General features: G+C 65.3%; 14 protein-coding genes. 4 read left to right on the top strand and 10 right to left on the bottom strand.

Features of this window, described 5'->3' with window-relative positions; all coding sequences use genetic code 11:
* Nucleotides 1-438 precede the first annotated feature (438 nt).
* Nucleotides 439-2,262: an AMP-dependent synthetase/ligase gene (locus JS536_RS06630; protein ID WP_214356300.1), complete on the top strand. Its 1,824-nt coding sequence runs from the start codon at nucleotides 439-441 to the stop codon at nucleotides 2,260-2,262.
* Between the two features lie 453 nt (nucleotides 2,263-2,715).
* Here JS536_RS06630 and JS536_RS06625 read toward each other — a convergent pair whose 3' ends face one another.
* Nucleotides 2,716-3,699: a hypothetical protein gene (locus tag JS536_RS06625; RefSeq protein WP_214356299.1), complete on the bottom strand. Its 984-nt coding sequence runs from the start codon at nucleotides 3,697-3,699 to the stop codon at nucleotides 2,716-2,718.
* 309 nt (nucleotides 3,700-4,008) lie between these two features.
* Between JS536_RS06625 and JS536_RS06620 the strand changes: the two genes are divergently transcribed.
* The 3 genes from JS536_RS06620 (at nucleotide 4,009) to JS536_RS06605 (ending at nucleotide 7,299) form a co-directional block, all read left to right on the top strand.
* Entirely contained in the window at nucleotides 4,009-4,797 is a 789-nt protein-coding gene (locus tag JS536_RS06620) for a response regulator transcription factor (protein WP_214356298.1), read from the top strand.
* A 3-nt stretch (nucleotides 4,798-4,800) separates the two neighbouring features.
* Nucleotides 4,801-6,345 carry a hypothetical protein gene (locus tag JS536_RS06615; protein ID WP_214356297.1) on the top strand — a complete coding sequence of 515 codons (1,545 nt, stop codon included), beginning with the start codon at nucleotides 4,801-4,803 and terminating at the stop codon, nucleotides 6,343-6,345.
* Nucleotides 6,346-6,426: 81 nt separating this feature from the next.
* Nucleotides 6,427-7,299 carry a gamma-glutamyl-gamma-aminobutyrate hydrolase family protein gene (locus JS536_RS06605; RefSeq protein WP_346427469.1) on the top strand — a complete coding sequence of 291 codons (873 nt, stop codon included), beginning with the start codon at nucleotides 6,427-6,429 and terminating at the stop codon, nucleotides 7,297-7,299.
* A gap of 756 nt (nucleotides 7,300-8,055) precedes the next feature.
* On the opposite strand, the gene araA is transcribed toward JS536_RS06605, so the two are convergent.
* The 9 genes from araA to JS536_RS06560 form a co-directional block, all read right to left on the bottom strand.
* Nucleotides 8,056-9,573: an L-arabinose isomerase gene (gene araA / locus JS536_RS06600; protein WP_109057650.1), complete on the bottom strand. Its 1,518-nt coding sequence runs from the start codon at nucleotides 9,571-9,573 to the stop codon at nucleotides 8,056-8,058.
* A gap of 333 nt (nucleotides 9,574-9,906) precedes the next feature.
* Nucleotides 9,907-10,599, bottom strand: coding sequence for an L-ribulose-5-phosphate 4-epimerase (locus tag JS536_RS06595; protein WP_109057649.1), 693 nt, complete (start codon nucleotides 10,597-10,599; stop codon nucleotides 9,907-9,909).
* A gap of 158 nt (nucleotides 10,600-10,757) precedes the next feature.
* On the bottom strand, nucleotides 10,758-12,404 hold the full coding sequence (locus JS536_RS06590; protein WP_109057648.1) for an FGGY-family carbohydrate kinase: 1,647 nt from the start codon (nucleotides 12,402-12,404) through the stop codon (nucleotides 10,758-10,760).
* 198 nt (nucleotides 12,405-12,602) lie between these two features.
* A complete protein-coding gene (locus JS536_RS06585) occupies nucleotides 12,603-13,718 on the bottom strand; it encodes a LacI family DNA-binding transcriptional regulator (RefSeq protein WP_109057647.1) in 1,116 nt (371 codons plus the stop codon).
* 209 nt (nucleotides 13,719-13,927) lie between these two features.
* On the bottom strand, nucleotides 13,928-14,896 hold the full coding sequence (locus JS536_RS06580; protein WP_214356352.1) for a ribonuclease HII: 969 nt from the start codon (nucleotides 14,894-14,896) through the stop codon (nucleotides 13,928-13,930).
* Between the two features lie 28 nt (nucleotides 14,897-14,924).
* Nucleotides 14,925-15,695, bottom strand: coding sequence for a signal peptidase I (gene lepB, locus JS536_RS11830; protein ID WP_346427468.1), 771 nt, complete (start codon nucleotides 15,693-15,695; stop codon nucleotides 14,925-14,927).
* Nucleotides 15,696-16,281: 586 nt separating this feature from the next.
* Complete coding sequence (rplS, locus tag JS536_RS06570) at nucleotides 16,282-16,647, bottom strand: 50S ribosomal protein L19 (RefSeq protein ID WP_109057646.1); 366 nt, start codon at nucleotides 16,645-16,647, stop codon at nucleotides 16,282-16,284.
* 321 nt (nucleotides 16,648-16,968) lie between these two features.
* On the bottom strand, nucleotides 16,969-18,297 hold the full coding sequence (locus JS536_RS06565; protein WP_109057645.1) for an extracellular solute-binding protein: 1,329 nt from the start codon (nucleotides 18,295-18,297) through the stop codon (nucleotides 16,969-16,971).
* A gap of 127 nt (nucleotides 18,298-18,424) precedes the next feature.
* Nucleotides 18,425-20,452 carry a family 43 glycosylhydrolase gene (locus JS536_RS06560; protein ID WP_214356350.1) on the bottom strand — a complete coding sequence of 676 codons (2,028 nt, stop codon included), beginning with the start codon at nucleotides 20,450-20,452 and terminating at the stop codon, nucleotides 18,425-18,427.
* Nucleotides 20,453-20,455: the final 3 nt, after the last annotated feature.

Genomic DNA, 20,455 nt, shown 5'->3' with positions numbered 1-20,455 from the left:
AACACGATTCTTGCCGAAAGGATATGCTACCCCTTGTCGGACGGTGTAATGACCAAAAATGAACTTAAACGGCAAATCGTTGCCAAACCGTTATCGTTCGGGGTTATCGCGCGGGGTGCCGCTCGGGGTTATCGCTCGGGGCACCGTTCGGAATCATCATTAGGGGGCACCCCTCCCCTATCACCCCGCCATCGCGCGCGATCCGCATATTCCATCCATCGCCCTCACCCATCGATCCCACCCATCACCCCCATCGCTTCCGTCCGCCGCCCTTGTAGGCAACCGACAAAACGCACGCCCCAACTTCTCCGGTACGCACAACGCGCGGCCACCTACGCGCGCGTAACCTCGTGGACAGAATGGCCGAAATCGTCAACAGCCATCCCCGAAAGACTTACGACAGACACGACCCGCGCACCCTAAGGAACCCGCATATCCATGCTCACCGAATACACCACCCCCGGCGAATCCATCACCCTCAACGACAACCAGACCATCTACTCACTGCTGACGGACCGACTCGCCCGCACCGGCGCGGACACGGTCATCGCAGCCAGGAAACTCGGCCCCGGACGCTGGCAGAACGTCACCACCGGCGAGTTCAACGACCTGGTGACCCGCACGGCCAAGGGCCTGATCGCACTGGGCATCGCCAAAGGCGACGCGGTGACTATCTTCTCCTCCACCCGCCTCGAATGGGGCATCCTCGACTTCGCGCTCGCGGCGGTGGGTGCGGTGAGCGTGCCGATCTACGACACGGACTCCGCCGCCCAGGCCCGCAACATCATGAACGACTCCCAGGTCAAGCTCGCCATCGCGGACAACCGCGAGCGCTTCGACCGTCTCGATTCGGTCAAGGACCACTGCCCGTCCCTCAAGCAGATCCTCATGATCGACGGCAATGCGCTGGGCGCGCTGGAGGGCTTCGGCGTGGCGGTCTCCGATGAGGAGCTGGCCGAGCGCGTAGCCACCGTGCACATCGACGACCTGGCCACCATCGTCTACACCTCCGGCTCCACCGGCACCCCGAAGGGCGTGGAACTGACCCACAAGAACTTCGTGTCCATCACCATCGCCGCCTCCGAGGCGCTGCACGAGATGATCCTGGACGACCACCCGCGTCTGCTGTTGTTCCTGCCGCTGGCCCACTGCTTCGCACGTTTCATCCAGTACGCCTCCATCGCCTCGGACGACGGCGTGGTGGGCTATCTGCCGGACACCAAGTCGCTGCTGCCGGACCTGCGTTCCTTCGAGCCGACCTACCTGCTGGGCGTGCCGCGCGTGTTCGAGAAGGTGTACAACGCCGCCTCGCACAAGGCCGGCGCCGGCTTCAAGGGCCGTCTGTTCCTGAAGGCCGCGGAGGCCGCGCGCGTCTGGAGCCGCAAGGAGCAGGACGGCGAGAAGCATACGTTTGCGGAGATCGCCGAACGCGCGAAGTACGAGACGCTCGTCTACCGCACGGTCCGCGGCGCCCTGGGCCCGCGCATCAAGTACGTGGCCTGCGGCGGCGCGCCGCTGTCCCTGGACCTCGCCCACTTCTACAACGGCATCGGCCTGCCGATGATCCAGGGCTACGGCATGACCGAGACCGCCGCCCCCTTCGCCGCCACGCGCGTGAGCGACAACGTGATCGGCACGGTGGGCCAGCCCGCTCCCGGCTCCTCGGTGCGCATCTCGGACGAGGGCGAGCTGCAGGTCAAGGGCCCGAACGTGTTCCGCGGCTACCACAACCTGCCGGAGAAGACCGCGGAGGCGTTCACCGCGGACGGCTGGCTGCACACGGGCGATCTGGCGGAGATCGACGACGAGGGCCGCATCACCATCACCGGCCGCATCAAGGACATCATCATCACGGCCGGCGGCAAGAACGTCTCCCCCATCCCGCTGGAGGAGGAGATCGCCAAGTGCCCGATCGTGGAGCACTGCGTGGTGGTGGGCGACCAGCGCCCGTTCATCGGCGCGCTGGTGACGCTCGACCCGGAGTCGCTGGCCGTCTGGCTGCCCGCGCACGGTCTGTCCATCGAGACGCCGGTGGATCGGCTGGCCACGAACGCCGCGGTGCGCGAGGAGATCCAGCAGTATGTGGACAAGGCGAACGCCACGGTCTCCCGCGCTGAATCCGTGCGCAAGTTCGCGGTGTTGGACACGCAGTTCACGCAGGAGAACAAGTGCCTGACGCCGTCCCTGAAGGTGGTGCGCCCGGCCGTGAACCGTGTCTTTGCGGACGTGATCGACAGCGAGATCTACAACGGCAAGCGGTGAGCGGCGGGGGCTGGTTGGCTGAGATTGGACCGTATTGCACGCCCGTAAGCGGGGCCACACGGTGAGCAGATGACCGTATTGCCCCGCTTATTCAGGCTGGACCGGGGCGAGACAGGCATTAACTCCCGATGTCGCCCCACTGATTCAAGCCAGACCGGGGCAAGGCAGCGTATTGCCACCCGTATTGCCCCGCTGAAAACCAGTGAACGGGGCGACGTGGCGCGTTAATACCCGTGTTGCCCCGCTTCCCACCGCTCAATGGGATATGACGGATAGGTAGCCACCGGAATGCCCCGCTGAACCGATGTCTGCGGGGCTGACAGGTCATCACCTGCCCGGAATACCCCGCTCACATTCATTCATCGCGTCGCAATGACGCATAGCTGCCCGGATTGTCCCGCTGAGGAATAGCCAGTGGGGCAATCCGGGCATATGACAGCCATTACGCCATTGTCAGCCGCCAAGCGTGTAGAGCACCTCGTCGTAGGCGGTGATGACGGTGAGGTCCTGTGCGGCATCCTTGGCGGAGTCATCGGAATCGCCGGAATCGCCGGACTTGGCGGAATCGCCGGCGCCGGTCTGCCCGATCTGGCCGGATTTGCCGGACTTGTCGGACTTGTCGGATTTGCCGGACTCGGCCTGTCCGGAACCCGCATCGGAGGACTGCTTGCCGGTGCCGGTGCCGGTGGCCGGAATCGACGGCTGATGCTTGAGCACATAGGTGGTGTTGGCATCATCGGCCCGCACGATGCCGCGCGAGAATCGCTTGTCCGAGACGACCACCTCGCCCTTGCGCCACCACCATTCGCGGATCTGACCTTTGCCGTCATGGTGGACGGTCACCGGGTCGAGGGTGCTCGGCTTCTCGGCCCAGTCGGCGCTGACGTTCGGGTCGTACCAGAGGACGCGCACCGAGACGCCGCTTGAGTCGTATGACGAGGAGCCGCCCTCGACGTCATCGGCCTGCTGCGTAGGCCCTGTGCCGCGCACCACGAGCTTCAGCACGGATTCACGCCCGGCCTTCACGTCATCGATGAACTGGTCGATGCGCTTCTGGTCCGGATTGAAATACCACGGGTACGACTCGCCGTCGGAGTACCCGTGCCAGCCGTCCACGGCCTCGCCGCCGTACACGTAGCCTTGTGATTCCAGTTGTGCCTCGGTAACGTTCGGGTCGAGGGCGACCAATTCGTCGACGATCTTCTGGGCGGTCATGCGCGTGGAACGCTGCCAGACGAACGCGCCGGTCACGATCACGGCGAATGCCAGGAACGCCGCCAGCAGCCACCACCAGAGGGGTCGCGCGGCGCGCGGGTCGGACGGATTGCCTGGATTGCCGCCCGAATGTTCCGGATCATACCCTGGATCGCGCTTCGGGCCACGGTCGCCATTGGGCACGGGCGTATGGTTGCGCAGTGCCTGCATTGCCTTGTTCATTGCGGGCCTCCTTGCTCGGGTGATGGTTGTTGACCGCTCAATCCATTCCGGGTGTCGGTCGACTCCGTTCAGCCAAGATCGACGCGGTCCTTGTCCTCGGTTCCTCTGTCAGGGAAACCAGCGGCAAAGCCGAGTCCTGCCGGGCCATGTCGGCCGAGTTGTAACGGAGTCTATCGGTTCCGTCCGGCACCAATCGGGTGGATTGATGATTCCAGACTATGACCCGACATCTCAAGAAGCATAGCCGCTGACATGCGCCGCATGACATGGGTTGCCGGACGGCATGGCGAGCGCCATAGACTATGGGTTATGGAACAGGGGAACGGTCACATCACCATCGCGCTGGTGGACAACGATGCGATGGCGTTGATGGCGTTGCGTTCGCTGCTGGCCCGTGAGGGGTTCGCGGTGCTGTGGACCGCACAGCTGGGGGCGGCCGCGATCCAGCGATGCATACGTGTGCAGGACCGGCCGGATGTGCTGCTGGTGGATATGGCGTTGACGGATATGACCGGCATCGACGTGTGCCGGGCCGTCCGCCGCTGGGCGCCGGAGCTGCCGATGTTTGGCATGACCGCATACGACCCGGCTGTATACCGGGATGCCGCGTGCGAGGCCGGCGCGACCGACGTCATCAGCAAGGACGCCATCGCGGCCATCACACGCATGATTCGTCGTCTCGCCGCCCAACGCGCCGTCGGCCTTTCCGCGGCCGGGCTACCGGTCGGCGTGCAGCCGGCAAGAACGCAATCACGGGGAACTTGTACCGCATCATATCTAGCGGATGGCCAACGCACCTCCGCCAGGCTTCCGGATAATGGTCATTCGCTCACCGCACCCACCGCGCAAACCGTCGGTGCGGAGCCCCAGATGAGTGTAGAGGCGGACAGTCAGCCGGCGCGATCGTTCGCATTGTCCGCACAGCAGGCGGCCATCATGCGGCGGTATGCGGACGGCCGTTCCACCGAGGAGATCGCAGCCGAGCTCGGCATCTCGAAGGGCACCATCTTCTCGCAGGTCGCCCGGGTGCGGGAGAAACTGCATGCGCGGGACCGCGACGAGGCGGTGGCGTTGTGCCGCCGATATCTGAGGATGTGAGTCATGGGAGTCGTTGATTCGGCCGGTACCTCAACCGGCATCACGAACGGCGGGAACATGGGCAAACGTTTGCTCTGGGATACACGCACCCGTCTGCTGCTGGCATGCGCGGCGATTCCGTCGGCGATCGAGACCGCGTACCTGTATATGGCAGGCGAGGCCAGCGATGTCACGTTGCTCTTCGCATTGCTCGCAATCGTATGCAGTCTACTTATGGCCTTGCTGCCAAGCGTCGGCGGTTGGGCGATCGTGGCGCTGTGGGCGGCCCGGTGCGTGGCGCCGCAGACCACGCCGTTTTCGATACTGTTCTGCCTGCTGGTGGCCATCACGGTCATGACCTACCTGCATGTCGGTATGGCGTTGGTCGCGGCGGTGGCGGCCGAAGCGGCCACGGCGTCGCGTATCTGGCTGTACCCATGGGATTCTTCGGTGTTCACCATCGTGTGCGCCACGGCCGCGTTCCTGATGGTGGCGCTCTGGCTTGGTTCGATGATGAGCTGGCGCGAACGGCAGGAAATCGAGGCACAGGAACGCGCGGAACTACTGCATACGTTGGCCGATCAGGAACTGGCGACGCAACTGCATCATTCGGTGGCCAACGACCTGGCCACGATTCTGCTGCTGGCCCGGCAATTGGAGTCGGATGCGGTACGAAGTCGGACTCACGGCGAAATGGATGTGCCGGAAGACATTGGCATGCCGAACAGCGGACGGTCGGCTCTCATGCATGACCCCGGCCAGGAACGCGCCAATCCAATCGGACGCATCGATGAGGCCGAGACCATCTCCCTCATCGAACGGACTGCAACCGAATCGCTGGCCAAGATACGCGCGCTGATCGCAGGATTGGACCATGCAGTCGGCGGCCCGGTGACCGACGACTCGCATACCGGGATCCGGCCCGCCCCCGAGCCTGATCCCGGAACAGGTTCCGAGGCAGCGCAGGATGTCATGTACAACGGGATCGCAGCCTCTGCGCCCGCCGTCAGTTCATCAGCGAAAAGGCCATCATGGACCCGACGTGCCGGCACAGCGTCATCGGCTGCCCCACCGGCACGCATCGACTCGCTTACGGCGGACGAATTGCGGGAGTTGGGCGAATCCGTCGATGCACGGCTGCATGCGAACGGGCTGGTCGGCGAGACCATCATCGGCGGTGCGGAATCCTCGGCGTGCACGGATGAGCGCAAGGCCGCCCTCTCCGATATCCTGCATGAGATCGTCGGCAACATGATGAAATACGCCGACCCGGATGCCGGCTATTGCATCGCGGTCACTCTCGGACCGGGATTGGCCACGGTGTCGGCATCGAATGGCATCGGCTCCAAGCGATGCGGACGAGCCGGACAGCCGCTGCCGGATGGTTCTCCAGATGCCGGTTCGGAAGACAACGTTGACGCTGCCGTACGTAATCCGTTGACATCGGTACTGACCGGCGGCACGGGAATCGCCCGATGCCGGCAGGCGGCGGAATCGGCGGGCGGCGAGTTCACCGCTTCCGTCGAGGACGGCACGTGGACCTGCCTGCTCAAACTGCCCCTGATCTGACGGTTACATCGGTCCGGTACAGTGGCGGCGTCGCTGCGAATCGACTGGCGGTCCGATGCGGGCCACCGGAATGGAGGTGCCATCATGACCGATAGACCAATGATCGCCGTGACACCGTTGATGGATTACGGGCGGGACAGCCTGTGGATGTTGCCCGGTTACATGGATGCGGTGCTGCGCGCGGGCGGCACACCGGTGATGTTGCCGCTGACCGACAACGCGGATGCGGTGGAGGAATGCGCCGAACGGTTCGATGCGTTCCTGTTTACGGGCGGGCCTGATGTGGGACCGGGTGTGGGGCCGGACGTGGGGCCGGATGTAGGGCCAGACGTGGGGCCGGATGGCACGAAGCCGGATGCGGATTCGATTACAGGCTCCGGTGCCACACTTCCCATGACAGCCGTCGCCGATTCGAAGACCGGTTCCCCAGCCGGTGGCTCCACCGCTGCGTCCGTCGTCGGCGCCACAGGTCGCAGCGAAGCGCTCAGTCCCGAACGAGACCGCATGGAATCGCTGTTGTTGCCGGCCGTGATGCAGCGGGACAGGCCGATTCTGGGCATTTGCCGCGGCATCCAGTTCATCAACAGATATCTGGGTGGCACGTTGTGGCAGGATCTGCCCAGCGAGCATCCCAGCACGGTCGAGCATCATATGAATCCGCCGTACGATGCGTTCGGGCATTTGGTTTCTCTGGTTCCCGGCACACCGTTGGCCGCGCTGTTCGCCGGGCGGTCGGAGATCGCGGTGAACAGCTATCATCATCAGGCCGTGCGGGAGCCGGCGGCGGGTCTCGAAGTGATGGCCACCGCGCCCGACGGTGTGATTGAGGCGCTGTGGAGGCCGGCGAGCCGGTTCCTGTGGGCCGTGCAATGGCATCCTGAATTCCTGTACCGCGTGGACGTCCGCTCACAGGCCATTTTCGACGTGTTTGTGGCCGCGGCCCGGGGAAAATAGGCCTCCGAATTCACATCAAAACGCTTGGGGCTGCGAATCGGCGCGGTTCAGCGACGTCAGAAAGCCTGTCCTTGGTCTGCTGACGTCATTGACGACGGTTTCAGCGACGGCGGAAAGCCAAGAACTGGCCCCACGCCGTCAATGAGAAGCTCGGCGACGGCGTCCAGCCATCAATTGGCCCGATGACATCATTCATGACGGTTTCGGCGACGGCAGAAAGCCAAGGACCGACCCCACGCCGTCAATGAGAGGCTCAGCGACGGCGTCCAGCCATCAATTGGCCCGATGACATCTGCAATCCGGGGTTCAACGACGTCAGAATGCCAGTCCTTGGCCCGATAACAACGGTCCGATGGCAACGGCAGGAGCCACTACCGGATCCAACCCTCTTCTCGCTGTAACGCGAAAGGGCCGCCCGGTTTCCCGGAACGGCCCTTGCATGGCAATCAACGGTCAGGCTCTGATCTTGATGGGACTACCCCTCAGTCGGCTTCGCCGCCAGCTCCCCTGACAAGGGGAGCCAAGAAAGTGGCAGAGACCTGAATTCAGTTTCACCATTCACCTATTGACGTGTGCGGTATCGGCGCGATGGAAGGTAAAGGCGCACGAAGACGCCGAACCTTCCACCGTGCCGATACCGCTCCGTCAATCAGTGCTGGAAGCAGTGATTTAGCGGATGCAGCTGCAAGGCGCACCGAGGGAAGGCGTACAAAGGTACGTCGACCGAGGAGCAACGCCGCAGATGCGTCCGATAAATCAGTGCTGGTTGTTGAGACGGTGGTACATCTCGGACAGCTCCAGCTCCTTCTCGAACTGGCGGGCGGTGGTGTTCTCGTCGATGACGGCGAGCTCAACACCGGCGATGCGGGCGAAGTCCTCCCAAGCCTCACGACCGACGGAGGTGGTCATGCAGGTGTGGTGGGAGCCGCCGGCGGTGATCCAGCACTGGACGGCGGTCTTCAGGGACGGCTGCGGCTTCCAAACGGCGCGGGCGCACGGCAGCTCCTTGAGGGAGCCCTGCGGCTCGACGACGTCCACGACGTCCATGAGCAAACGGAAGCGCTCGCGCTCGTCGGCCATGGAGACCACGACGGCGTCCTTCTTCGGGGCGCCGGAGAAGACCAGGCGCACCGGGTCGGCCTTGCCGCCGATGCCCAGCGGGTGGATCTCCAGCTTCGGCTTGGCGATGGTGCCGATGGCCGGGGAGACCTCGAGCATGTGGGAGCCCATGTCGAGCTCGTTGCCCTCGGTGAAGTTGTAGGAATAGTCCTCCATCAGAGAGGCGCCACCGGGCAGGCCGTAGCCCATCACGGCGCCGATGCGCACCAGGACGGCGGTCTTCCAGTCACCCTCGGCGGAGAAGCCCCAGCCGTACTCGGACGGGAAGCGCTGCGGGCCGACGCCCGGCAGCTGCGGCAGGGCACCGAGGTCCTCGAAGTTGTCGACGCCGGCGGTGCAGCCGTTGGCGCGCATCATGTTGACCATCGCGGCCTCTTCCTTGGCGGCGATGAACAGGGAGTCGTACTTGGCGTCCAGCAGGGCCGGGTCGACGTCGTACTTGGCCTTGTAGTCCTCGATGATCTCCTTGACCTGGTCGTCCTTGACGGCGTCGTACGCGGCGACGAGCTCGTTGACGGCCCAGGTGTTGATGGAGGCGCCGAACACGCGCTCGGCCTCGGTCTTGTCGCCCTCGGTGACGGCGACGTTACGCATGTTGTCGCCCCAGCGCATGACCTTCATGTTGTTGGAGGCGTCCCAGCCGGCGCAGGCGCGGGCCCAGGTGCCGACCTTCTCGGCGACTTCCGGATCGGTGTAGTGGCCGACGACGATCTTGCGCGGGATGCCGAGGCGGGAGACGATGTAACCGAACTCACGGTCGCCGTGGGCGGCCTGGTTCAGGTTCATGAAGTCCATGTCGATGGTCTCCCACGGAATCTCCTTGTGGTGCTGGGTGGCCAGCTGCAGCAGCGGCTTGGTCAGCACTTCGAGGCCGCGGATCCACATCTTGGCCGGGGAGAAGGTGTGGCACCAGGCGATGACGCCGATGACGTTCGGGTTGGCGGAGGCCTCGACCATGAACTGCTTGACGCCGTCGGAGGACTTCAGGGTGGGCTTGAGGACGATCTTGGCCGGGATCTTGCCGGTGGCGTTCAGGTAGTCGACCATTTCGGCGGAGTGAGCGGCGACCTGGCGCAGCGCTTCCTCACCGTACAGGTCCTGCGAGCCGACGCCGAACCAGATTTCCTTGCCCTCAAACGGGTTTTCCATTGCCATGATGGCTCCTTTGTTTACTTCGTTGTGTGGAGTGTTGTACATTTCGTGGCTGACCGAGGGCTCCCCTCAGTCAGCTTCGCTGCCAGCTCCCCTCAGAGAGGGGAGCCAGAGGAAAGGTCAGTGCTGACGGAGTCAGCGGTGATTTGATGCGTGCGGCCTCTAGGCGTGGAAGGCGAAGGAGTACGAAGGTACTTCGAGCCTTCCACAACGACGAGGACGCTCCATCAAATCAGTGCTGGAAGCACTGGGCCGGCGTGTGTCCGCAAAGCGCACCGAGGGAAGGCGTACGAAGGTACGTCGACCGAGGAGCAATGCCGCGGACACTCCGCCGGGTCAGTGCTGTCCGTAGACGTTCTGGTAGCGGTCGTTCAGCTTATCGATATCGGCCTGGTCGATCTCGATGATGTCGCCGAGCTGACGGGCGGCCCACATGGTGTGGGCGACTTCCTCGGTCATGGCGGCGGCCTTGACGGCGGCCTCGGCGTCCTTACCGATGGTGAACGGGCCGTGGTTCTGCATGAGGACGGCCGGGGACTTCGGGTACTTCTTCAGGGTCTCGACGACGCCCTTGCCGATGGCCTCGGAGCCGATGAGACGGAACGGGCCGACCGGCACCGGGCCGCCGAACTCGTCGCCCATCATGGTCAGGCCGCAGGGGATGTTCTGACCGGTGGCGGCCCAGGCGGTGGCGTAGGTGGAGTGGGTGTGGACCACGCCGTAGACGTCGGGCATGTTGCGGTAGATGTAGGCGTGGGAGGCGGTGTCGGAGGACGGGGCCTCGGCGCCGTCGACCACGTTGCCGTCCAGGTCGCACACGACCATGCTGGACGGGGTCAGGTACTCGTAGCGCAGGCCGGAGGGCTTGATGACCATGAGGTCGGCGGTGTGCAGGCGCTGGGAGACGTTGCCGGCGGTCCACACAACCAGGTTCCACTTGATGAGCTGCTCGTGCAGGGATGCGACGACCTCGCGCACCTGCTTGACCTCGGCACGGACCTCGGGACCGTAATCAGCCAGAGTTGCCATTGTTGGTTTCCTTTCCACTGAAATGGATGGACGTTTGCTAAATCTTGTGTTATCGATGATGGCCAAACCGGTGGGTAGTCAGACAGCAACCTGTCCGGCTACCCCTCAGTCCGCCTTCGGCGGCCAGCTCCCCTGACAAGGGGAGCCAAGCCATACGGTCACTTGTCTTCGAGATCGATGGACTCGATGGCGGTGTGTTCGATGGGCAGGCCCTTGGTGAAGCGGGCGAAGAAGTCCTCGAAGCCGATCACGTCGGAGGCGATTGGGCTTTCGGTGGTGGACTTGGCGTCCTTGAACACGCAGCCGTCAAGGTAGTCGGCCAGGTTGGTGTGGTCCTCGTTGGTGTTCCACAGGTAGTTGGCGAGCACGGCCATACCCCAGGCGCCACCCTCGGCGGCGGTGGACATGACCTTGATCGGGGTGTTGAAGGCGGCGGCCAGGATGCTCTGGGCGACCTTCGGGGTGGTGAAGATGCCGCCGTGGCCCACCAGGGAGTCCACCTGGACGTGCTCCTGCTTGGTCATGACGTCCATGCCGATCTTGACCGGGGAGAACGCGGAGAACAGCTGGGCGCGCATGAAGTTACCGAGGGTCATGTTGGCCTCGGGGCTGCGGGCGAACAGCGGACGGCCTTCGGGCAGGCCGGCCAGGAACTCGCCGGAGCGGAACGGGTAGTTCAGCAGACCGCCGCAGTTGGAGTCCACATCGTCGGCGATGGCCGCACGGAACAGGGTGCCGTACAGCGTGCCGGCGTCCACCGGGGTGCCGAGCGCCTTGGCGAACTGGCCGAACAGGCCCACCCAGGCGTTGAGGTCGGAGGTGAAGTTGTTGGCGTGGCTCATGCCGGCCAGATCGCCGGCCGGGGTGGTGACGAGGTCCACTTCGGGGTGGAGGGCCTTGAGCTTGTGCTCCAGGACCACCATGGCGAAGATGGAGGTGCCGGCGGAGACGTTGCCGGTGCGCACGCGCACGGAGTTGGTGGCCACCATGCCGGTGCCGGCGTCGCCCTCAGGCGGGGCGAGCACGATGCCGGGCTCCAGGGTGCCGGACGGGTCGAGGAGCTTGGCGCCTTCCTCGGTGAGCTCGCCGGCCGGGGTTCCGGCCACGAGCGGGGTGGGCAGCAGGTTCTCGAGCTTCCACGGCTGGGCGGCCACTTCGGGCAGGGCATCGAACTTCTCGATGAACTCGGCCTCGTAGGTGTGGGTGGTCGGATCGATCGGGAACATGCCGGAGGCGTCACCCACGCCGAGCACCCTCCTGCCGGTGAGCTTCCAGTGCACGTAGCCGGCCAACGTGGTGAAGTAGGCGACCTTGGAGACGTGCTCCTCCTTGTTGAGCACGGCCTGGTACAGGTGGGCGATGGACCAACGCTCCGGGATGTTGTACTGGAACAGCTCGGAAAGCTTCTGGTGGGCCTCGGAGGTGTTGGTGTTCTGCCAGGTGCGGAACGGCACGAGCAGTTCGCCGTTCTCGTCGAAGGCGAGGTAGCCGTGCATCATGGCGGAGAAGCCGATGTGGCCGATGTGCGTGAGCTTCTCGCCGTAGGCGGTCTCCACGTCGTTGGCCATGGAGGCGTAGGCATGCTGCAGGCCGCCCCAGATCTCCTCGGTGGAGTAGCTCCACAGGCCGTTCTCCAGGTGGGAAGCCCAGCTGTAGTCGCCGGAGGCGATGGTGCGGAAGTCGTCGTCGATGAGGACGGCCTTGATACGGGTGGAGCCGAATTCGATGCCCAGCGTGGTCTTGCCCGCGCGGATCTTCTCGGCAATGGTGGCGACCTGTTCGGCCGCGTTGTCGATTGCTGCCATATCTATCCTTGTCTTTGAAAACGCCTGGGCGCGAACCCCCTCTTTGGGGTGGCTGTTAGCGCTCACAATTTCCAGAAATCATTGTACAGATAACCCGTATTCGACACAACTTATACCGTGTCCCAAAAGATAACGGTTAGATAACAACCGCCGAATCGCAATGCTTTCGGGCTGCCTTTCCGGGCGTGGCGCGCGCTTTCAGCGGCGTGGCGCGGGGCCCAGCGAGCGGCGTGCCATCACCTGCGTGGGGATCAGGCCCACCCCGTGCTGACTGGCGAGGAACGCGGGCTCGCCGCTCTCCCCCAGCAGGCGCAGCGTCTCGCGCATCGCGGCCACGCCCAGCCCCTCGAAGTCGGGACGGACGGTGGTCAGCGGCGGGTACATGTTGTCCATGCCGGACATGTCGTCGAAGCCCACCACGCTCATGTCCTGAGGGATGCGCAGGCCGTGCTCGTGCAGGGCGCGGCAGATGCCCATGGCCTGGCTGTCGTTGGCGGCCACGGCCACGGTGGGCAGCGCGGCGCCGCGACGGCCGTACTCATCCAGCAGGTGGTTCATGTGCGCGTACGCCTCGTCCGCATCCCAGCTGTGGCAGCGCACGATCTGCGAGTCGATGGACTTGGCCGCGGCCATCTTGCGCCAGGAGTCGAGACGGGTGTGGGCGTCGCGCCATTCGTTGGGTCCGGCAAAGTACAGGGCCGACTTGTGGCCGTATTCGGCGAGCAGGCCCACCACCTTGGCCATGGCGCCCCACTGGTCGATGCCCACCAACGCGGTGCTGCGGCGGCCGTCCGCGGTGAGCAGGCTCAGCCCCTCGCGCACGGTCATCTGGCCGTGGGTGGAGGTCACGATCACGCGCGGCTGGGTCACCTTGGCCCGGCAGGCGGCGGCGAACATCACATCCGTGGGGGTCAGGAAGATGAAGGCGTCCACGTTCTGTTCGTTGAACGTGTCACACAGGTTGTCGAAGTCGGCCTGGGTGCACAGCGCCTCGTGGACCATCATCACGCTCATGAACAGGCCATGGTCGCGGGCCATGGATTCGATGGAGGTGATGGCGGAGATCGGGCCGAAGAACTTGAGGCCGCCGGCGATCAGGCCGATGGTGCGCGAACGGCGGGAGGCCAGCGCGCGCGCCGAATTGGACGGGCGATAGCCGAGCTGGTCGATGGCGGCCTGCACACGGGCGCGGGTGGCGTCGGAGACGTCCGGCGAGTTGTTGATCACGCGGGAGACGGTCTGGTGGCTGACCCCGGCGAGTTTGGCCACCTCGAACATGGACGGACGTTTGCCTGGCTTGCGGCTGGTTACCATAGAACTTCCCGAACCTTCCCGCTGGCGGGTCTGCGATCGTTGCGGACCCGGCTGATATATGTCTCCTCTGACTTTAGCGCGTTCCGGCCGGTTCCGCGTTAGCGCTCACATCGTCGTGTCGCGGCGCGGGACGGGGCGTTTGGCCCGGCCCGCATGTCCGGTTCTGGTCGGGCGGATCGGATCGAAAGCGGCCGGATGGCCGGGAAACGTCAGGTGAGGTGCCAGGAGACGCGATGCAGCGCGGTGGGCCCGTGTTCGGCGATGGCGGCGCGGTGGGCCGCGGAACCGTAACCCTTGTTGTGGGCCCATTCGTACGGCGCGTACTTCGGGTCCGACTGCGCGAGGTCGACCATGAGCCGGTCTCGGGTCACTTTGGCGATGACCGCAGCGCTGGCCACGGTGGCGCAGCTGCGGTCGCCCTTGACTTTGGTGGTGACGATGGCGGGGATGGGCACGTCCGGCGCGTCGAAGGTGCCGAGTGCCTTGGTGATGTAGTCGCTGGGGCCGTCGAGGATGGCGCCGACGCGGATTGGACGGGTGGGAGCGGAGGCGGTTATGGGCGCGGTTACGGTGGAGCGGGGGCTCCCCTCAGTCAGCTCCGCTGACAGCTCCCCTCGGAGAGGGGAGCCGGAGACGGGCTCGGCTAGTATGGTATTTCCCGCTTCGCGATGAACGGCTGCGCCCGGCTGGGAACCGTCGAGTCCGAGCTGGCGTTCGACGTCGGCGAGGGCGCGCAGGGCGGCGATGCCGAGGGCGTAGGTGATGCCCCAGTCGTCGATTTCGGTGTTGCTGGCCTGGCCCACGGCCCAGGCGGCGCACCAGTCGCACAGTTCGTCATAGATGGCCTCACGGCGGTGTTCGGTGAGCAGCTTGGAATCGGCCACGCCGTCCGGGACGGTCAGGAATCGCGGCTGTGATGCGGCGGTATCTCCGCAGGCTTCGTCGGATGCCGCTCCGGCGGTCGTCCGGTCGGCACCACCACGGGCTTCGTCGGATTCTCTCTCGGCAGCCGCCCGATCGGTATCGTTCAACGGTTCCAAGTCGCGGGCCCAGATGGCGGCGCAACCGACCATCACCGGGCCGGCGAGCGCGCCGCGGCCCACCTCGTCGAATCCCACGATGAGGTCGTAGCCCTGAGCGGCCAGTTCACGCTCCAGTTCCAGCGTCGGTGTGATTATCGCCATGATTCTCCCTAGTTGTCCCGCACTATTCGACGGAGGCGTCCGGGACGTCGGCGAAGACCTCATGATGGGCGTCGATGCCGGCGATGCGGTTCAGCGGCCAGTAACGCACGAATGCGGTGCCGACCACGTCTGAGATGGGCACCAGACCATGGTCCGCATCGTCCTGGTGGTAGCGGGAATCGGCGGAATTGGCGCGGTTGTCACCCATGACGAACACGTGCCCCTCGGTCACGGTCACGGAGAACGGGAAGGAGCTCGGATCCACGCCGGGACGGATATAGGAGGTCTCGTTGATGGCCACGCCGTTGATGGTGATCGGCTGGCCGGCACCCTTGCATTCCACCACGTCGCCGGGCATGCCGATGAGTCGCTTGATGAGGTAGCCGCCACCGATGCCGCTGCTCTGCTCCGCGCTCAGCCAGTTGTTGGGGTCCTTGAAGACGACCACGTCGCCGCGCTGCAGGCCCGAGATCTTGGTCGTGATCTTGCTGGCCACCACGCGGTCGCCGGGCACCACGGTGTCCATCATGGAGCGGGAGGGGATCTCGTAGAAGCCGACCAGGAACAGTCGGATGAGCAGCACGATGAGCACGGGCACGCCGCACCACAGGAAGAAGTCATGCAGGGTGAACCGGTCGTCGGCGGACTTGGCGGCCGCATGGGCCTTGCGCCCCCTGCCGCCTGCCGAAGCGATGCCGGCATCCGCACGGGAGCCGTCGTCCGCGAGTTCGGCGGCGATCGCCACGCTCGGGGCGGGCGGCACCGGCGAGGAGTCCACGCCGTGATCGGCCACCTGGAAGGTACGGGCGTCGCGGGCCGCGGCGTCGGCGGCGGATTCGGTTTCGACGGCGGCGTAGGGCTGCGCGGCGTTCCCCGGCGTCGCATCGAAGGAAGCGTTATCGGGATTTCCGGAACCGGCGTCTTCCACCGCATCGACGTCACGGAAGTCGGCCGAGACGATCATGCCGTCGTTGGCGGCGGCGCCAGCGGAAGCGGCCAACCCGTTGCCGGAATCTGCGACATCATCGGCATCGCGGAAGTCAGCCGAGACAATCATGCCGGAATCGGCCGCCGGACCGGCAACGTTCGCATCGGACAGGCCGGGAACGGACTGCGGCATCCGGGATTCATCGGACCGGGGCCGCTCCCCCGCCGAATCCACGGGTGCCACGGGTGCCACGGAAGCCGGGAATACGCCGTTGTCCTGATCGTCCTGCATGCCATCTCCTTGAGTTCCAACCGATGCGCATACCGCGGCGGTGCCGCCGGTGCGCGTCCATCATACGCGGGTTCTACGAAAACAGCCCGGAGCCAAAACGGTTCCGGGCTGAATTTCACGGTTTATTCGCGTGGGTCACGCGGCCAACCGGTAGACGAACTCACTTGGCGGAGTTGTCGCGGCGCTCGACGATGCGGGCGGCCTTACCGCGCAGGGCGCGCAGGTAGTACAGCTTGGCGCGGCGCACACGGCCCTTGCGCACGAGCTTGATGGAGTCGATGGACGGGGAGTGCACCGGGAAGCGGCGCTCCACACCGGTGCCGAAGCTGATCTTGCGGACCACGAAGGTCTCGCGCACGCCAGCACCGTGACGGGCGATCACCACGCCGGTGAAGGTCTGGATACGGGAGTTGTTGCCTTCCTTGATCTTCACGTTCACGTCGACGGTGTCGCCGGGACGGAAGGCCGGGATCTCCTCGGCCGGCTTGAGGTGCTTGGCGTCAAAAGCCTCAATAGCGTTAACCATTGTTGTTCCTTCAGTGCTGCCGCATATCAGCCCCAGGTTTGGGATCGCACGCCCGTGTTGTTGCGTTGCCGGGGCGCGATCGCTCACGTGTATCCCTTGGGTTTGCCCTTGGGAAGCCTGTCAATCCGCCGAAAGTCGGGCCTTGCGTTCGTCTTGCGACTCGCGCGGCCGTTCGGACTGGACCCGTGGAGAAGCCGGCTTATGCGGCGGCCTGCTTCTCGACACAGCAATCGATAAGTGTACGGCAGATTATGGACACGAAAGGGCCGGCTGACGCGCCTGCCAGCCGGCCCTCAATGGATGCGGATCGGACCGCCGTGACTACCGTTCGATGGATTCGTTGACCTGCTCGATCGCCTTCAGCGCGGATTCGACGGTGGCGTCGCCGGTGTAGATGTTCTGCATCTGCACGCCGATCTCGTCGTTGAGCTCCTGGGAGGTGAGCTTGCGCTGGAGCTTGGACGAGGCCTGGCCCTTGGTCACCAGGTCGATGCTGGCCTTGGCGGATTCGGTGGCGTCGGACGGCACCTCGACCTTCATGTCCTTGTCGACCGGGGCGCCCTGCAGCGTGTTGATCCACTCCTGCTGGCCCTCGCCGGTGGTCATGAACTCGATGAACTTCATGGCGGCCTCCTGCTTCTTGGAGTCCTTGTTCACCGCCAGGCCGAAGTCCACGCCGGTGGTCGGGCCGGTGGCGTTGTCGCCCACGGTCGGGAACTCCATCATGCCCAGCTCGTCCTTCTCGACAGCCGTGCCCTTGGTCTCATCGTTCGGGAGCACGGCGGAGACATGCCAGGAGCCGGTCGGGAAGAACGCGGTCTTGCGGGCGTAGAAGTAGTTGTCGCGGGCGTCCGGGTAGGTGGCGGTGCCCACGGCGCCGTCCTGGAACAGGCCGTCGTCGATCATCTGCTTCCAGGCCTTCATGGTCTTGACGAAGGTCTCGTCGGTGAACTTGGCCTTGCCTTCGGCGGCCTTGTACACGTCGCCCTCGCCGTACTGGTTGGACAGCCACACGAAGATGTCGTCCAGATGCCAGCCGTCCTTGGCGCCGAGGGCCAGCGGCATCAGGCCCTTGGAGACGAGGGTCTTGTTGGCCTCGACCAGCTCGTCGTAGGTGGTGGGCACCTTGACGCCGTTCTCGTCCAGCAGGGTCTTGTTGTACAGGATGTATTCGGAGCCGGAGGTGATGGTCGGCATGGCCACCATCTTGCCGTCCGAGTTGGTGGTCTGCTCCACGGCGCCCTCGGCCACCTTGGAGTCCCAGCCGGGCATGTACTTGTCCGCCAGGTCCTTCATGTCCTCGGCGAAGCGGCCGTACTGCTCCACGGTGGAGCCGGCCTGCACGCCGAACACGTCCGGGCCCTCGCCGCCGGCCATCGAGGTCTGCAGCTTCTTCTGGTAGTCGGCCATCTCGGAGGTGCGCCACCAGTCGATCTTGATGTTCGGGTACTTCTTCTCGAAGGCCGCGTAGATGGTCTTCCACTGGGCGTCGGTGGGCTGCCAGGTCCAGAAGGTCAGGGTGACGGGGTTGTCGGCGGTGCCCAGGCCCTCGTCGGAGCCGCCGCCCGAGCTGGAACCGCAACCGGCCAGCAGGCCGACGGACATGGCCAGCGCACCTACGGCGGCAACCGTCTTCTTCATATTGAACATGATGGTTCTCCTTGTTTCTCTTGTGTTTTCACACCGTTGTGGAAAGCGGGGTTGATGGTGATTGGTTGATTTGGACGGGACATTGGACGGGACATCGGACAGGGTGGAAGAGGAAGGACTTTGCCAGTCACGCTCCTTTCCGTTCGTCGGATACGAGCGATGTCCTCGCGTATCCGGTCAGGGAGGTGCGGTCGAGGGTGATGCGGACGTGGGCGCCCGGGCCGTTCAGCGGCATCTGCCAGCTGCGGCCGCGCACGTGGATGCGCAGCGTGCCGTCGAGCGCTTCGATGCGGACGGTGAGCGCCGCACGGCCGAGCCAGTCGCGCCGGACGGGCCCGCCGATCTCGCGCAGGCGCACCGGCCGGGCCGTTCCGTCCAGCGTCTCGCCGTCGTGCATGAGCACGGCGCCGCCCGCGGTGATGGACAGCCGGTAGTCGTCCACGGCGATGAGCGTCTGGCCGCGGTCGGTATCGGAGGCGAAGTCCAGCACGAACCGGTTGCCGTCGAGCGGCGTGGCGAGGGTGATGGTGGCGGGCCGCACGCCGTGCGGTCGCACGCCATCGCCGATGACCAGCCGTTCGTCGGTCCGGACCTCGCGGCCGAAGTCGCGCAGCCGCGCGCCCCACAGATCCACATGTTCGGTGGCCACGTATGCGCTGAACGCGGCGGCGGTGCGGCGGGCGAACAGTCCCGTACGGCCGGGGACGTCGCTGATGGTGCAGGAGGCGAAGGACCGTCCGTCGATGGTCACGTTCAGGCGGCAGTAGCGGCGTTCGATGCGGTATTCGTGCCAGGCGTTGAGGTCGAGGCCGTCGAATCCGCGGCGGATCACACGTTCGGAGGCCACGCCGCCGATCACGTCGATGACGGCGATCAGGCCGCGACTGGCGTCGATTTCGACCTTGGTGAGGTTCCGGTCGTCCGTGTACCGCACCATGATGCCGAAACACGCGCCCAGCGGCGTCACGGGGGCCTTGGCCCAGACGTCCACCACCTGCGTGGCGGAGGGGGCGCCGGCCACGGCGATGAAGGTGCCGGCCTCGTCGGCGACGAGCGCGGCGTCGGCGAGCGCCGCCGTCCCGCCATCCGATTCCGGCGCGGCCGCGGCGTGTGCGGCACCGGACACCACGGTCCATGCGGGGCCCAGCCCGTGCGCGAAGTCGTCGTGCACGGTGCCGGCGAGTGGCGCGTCCTGGGCGTCGGCGGTGGGGCCAGGCGTGTCCAGCCCGCCTTCGGCGTAGTAGAGCGGGTCGATGCGCATCACACGCTGTTCGGTGCCCACGTACAGTTCGTCGGCGGCGTTGCGGCCGTGGTAGACGATCCAGTCGTCGATGGCGTTGGGCGCGCGGACGATGGAGTTATGGCCGGTGCCTTCCACCTGCGGGCTACGGATGAGCAGCGGGTCGAAGCTGGTGCCGTTGAGCTGCTTGGCCCAGTCGAGCGTATCGATGTGCGCGTCGGCCGGGTCGGCGGGCAGCTGGGCGGCCGAGTAGCCCACGAAGTAGTCCTCGTGCTCGTAGGCGTTGGCGGAGTAGGTGATGAAGGCGCGGTCGCGGTAGGTGAAGTAGGTGGCGCCTTCCACGGTGTGCCAGTCGCGGCCGTCGCCGAAGCGGTTGCGGGCGAAGATCTCCTCGTCCATCGTGGGCACGATGAGCGGGCGGGGCCTGTCTTCGCGGGCGAACGGGGTGGCGAGGCGGTCGATCATCACCGAGGTGCCGGGGCGGTCCTCGGACAGGCCGGTGACCTGGTTGTCGGCGTAGAGCAGGTAGAGCCTGCTGTCGTCGCCCCAGACCACCTGGGAGTCGATGGCGAAGGTGCCGAACAGCTCCGCGCGCTTGGCGAACGGGCCGAGCGGGTCCTCGCTGGTGGCCACGCGCATGATCTCGGTGTGGGTGTCCGTCTCGCCCTCCGGCATGTTCGAGAAGTACATGTGGAACACGCCGTTGATGAGGATCACGGAGGGGGCCCAGAAGTTCTTGCGGCCGGATTCGGTGTAGCAGTAGCCGTGCGAGGTCCAGTGGATGAGGTCCGGCGAGGTGGAGACGAGGATGCCGTGCTCGTCGGTAGCGTAGCAGTAGTAGAGGCTGCGGTAGCGCAGGACGAACGGGTCCGGTGCGGTGTGGGGCTTGCCGTCCGCGTACGGGACGGGGTTCACGTA

Origin of the sequence: Bifidobacterium sp. SO4, from assembly GCF_018555355.1 — a bacterium.
GTDB classification, from domain to species: Bacteria; Actinomycetota; Actinomycetes; order Actinomycetales; family Bifidobacteriaceae; genus Bifidobacterium; species Bifidobacterium miconisargentati.
This window is presented reverse-complemented; position numbering and strand designations above follow the sequence as displayed.

What these genes read in the sequence shown, in the direction of transcription:
- JS536_RS06565 (WP_109057645.1), bottom strand. Translation starts at nt 18,297, where the DNA reads ATGTTCAATATGAAGAAGACGGTTGCCGCCGTAGGTGCGCTGGCCATG.
- JS536_RS06595 (WP_109057649.1), bottom strand. Translation starts at nt 10,599, where the DNA reads ATGGCAACTCTGGCTGATTACGGTCCCGAGGTCCGTGCCGAGGTCAAG.
- JS536_RS06620 (WP_214356298.1), top strand. Translation starts at nt 4,009, where the DNA reads ATGGAACAGGGGAACGGTCACATCACCATCGCGCTGGTGGACAACGAT.
- JS536_RS06585 (WP_109057647.1), bottom strand. Translation starts at nt 13,718, where the DNA reads ATGGTAACCAGCCGCAAGCCAGGCAAACGTCCGTCCATGTTCGAGGTG.
- JS536_RS06615 (WP_214356297.1), top strand. Translation starts at nt 4,801, where the DNA reads ATGGGAGTCGTTGATTCGGCCGGTACCTCAACCGGCATCACGAACGGC.
- JS536_RS06630 (WP_214356300.1), top strand. Translation starts at nt 439, where the DNA reads ATGCTCACCGAATACACCACCCCCGGCGAATCCATCACCCTCAACGAC.
- rplS (WP_109057646.1), bottom strand. Translation starts at nt 16,647, where the DNA reads ATGGTTAACGCTATTGAGGCTTTTGACGCCAAGCACCTCAAGCCGGCC.
- araA (WP_109057650.1), bottom strand. Translation starts at nt 9,573, where the DNA reads ATGGCAATGGAAAACCCGTTTGAGGGCAAGGAAATCTGGTTCGGCGTC.
- JS536_RS06590 (WP_109057648.1), bottom strand. Translation starts at nt 12,404, where the DNA reads ATGGCAGCAATCGACAACGCGGCCGAACAGGTCGCCACCATTGCCGAG.
- JS536_RS06625 (WP_214356299.1), bottom strand. Translation starts at nt 3,699, where the DNA reads ATGAACAAGGCAATGCAGGCACTGCGCAACCATACGCCCGTGCCCAAT.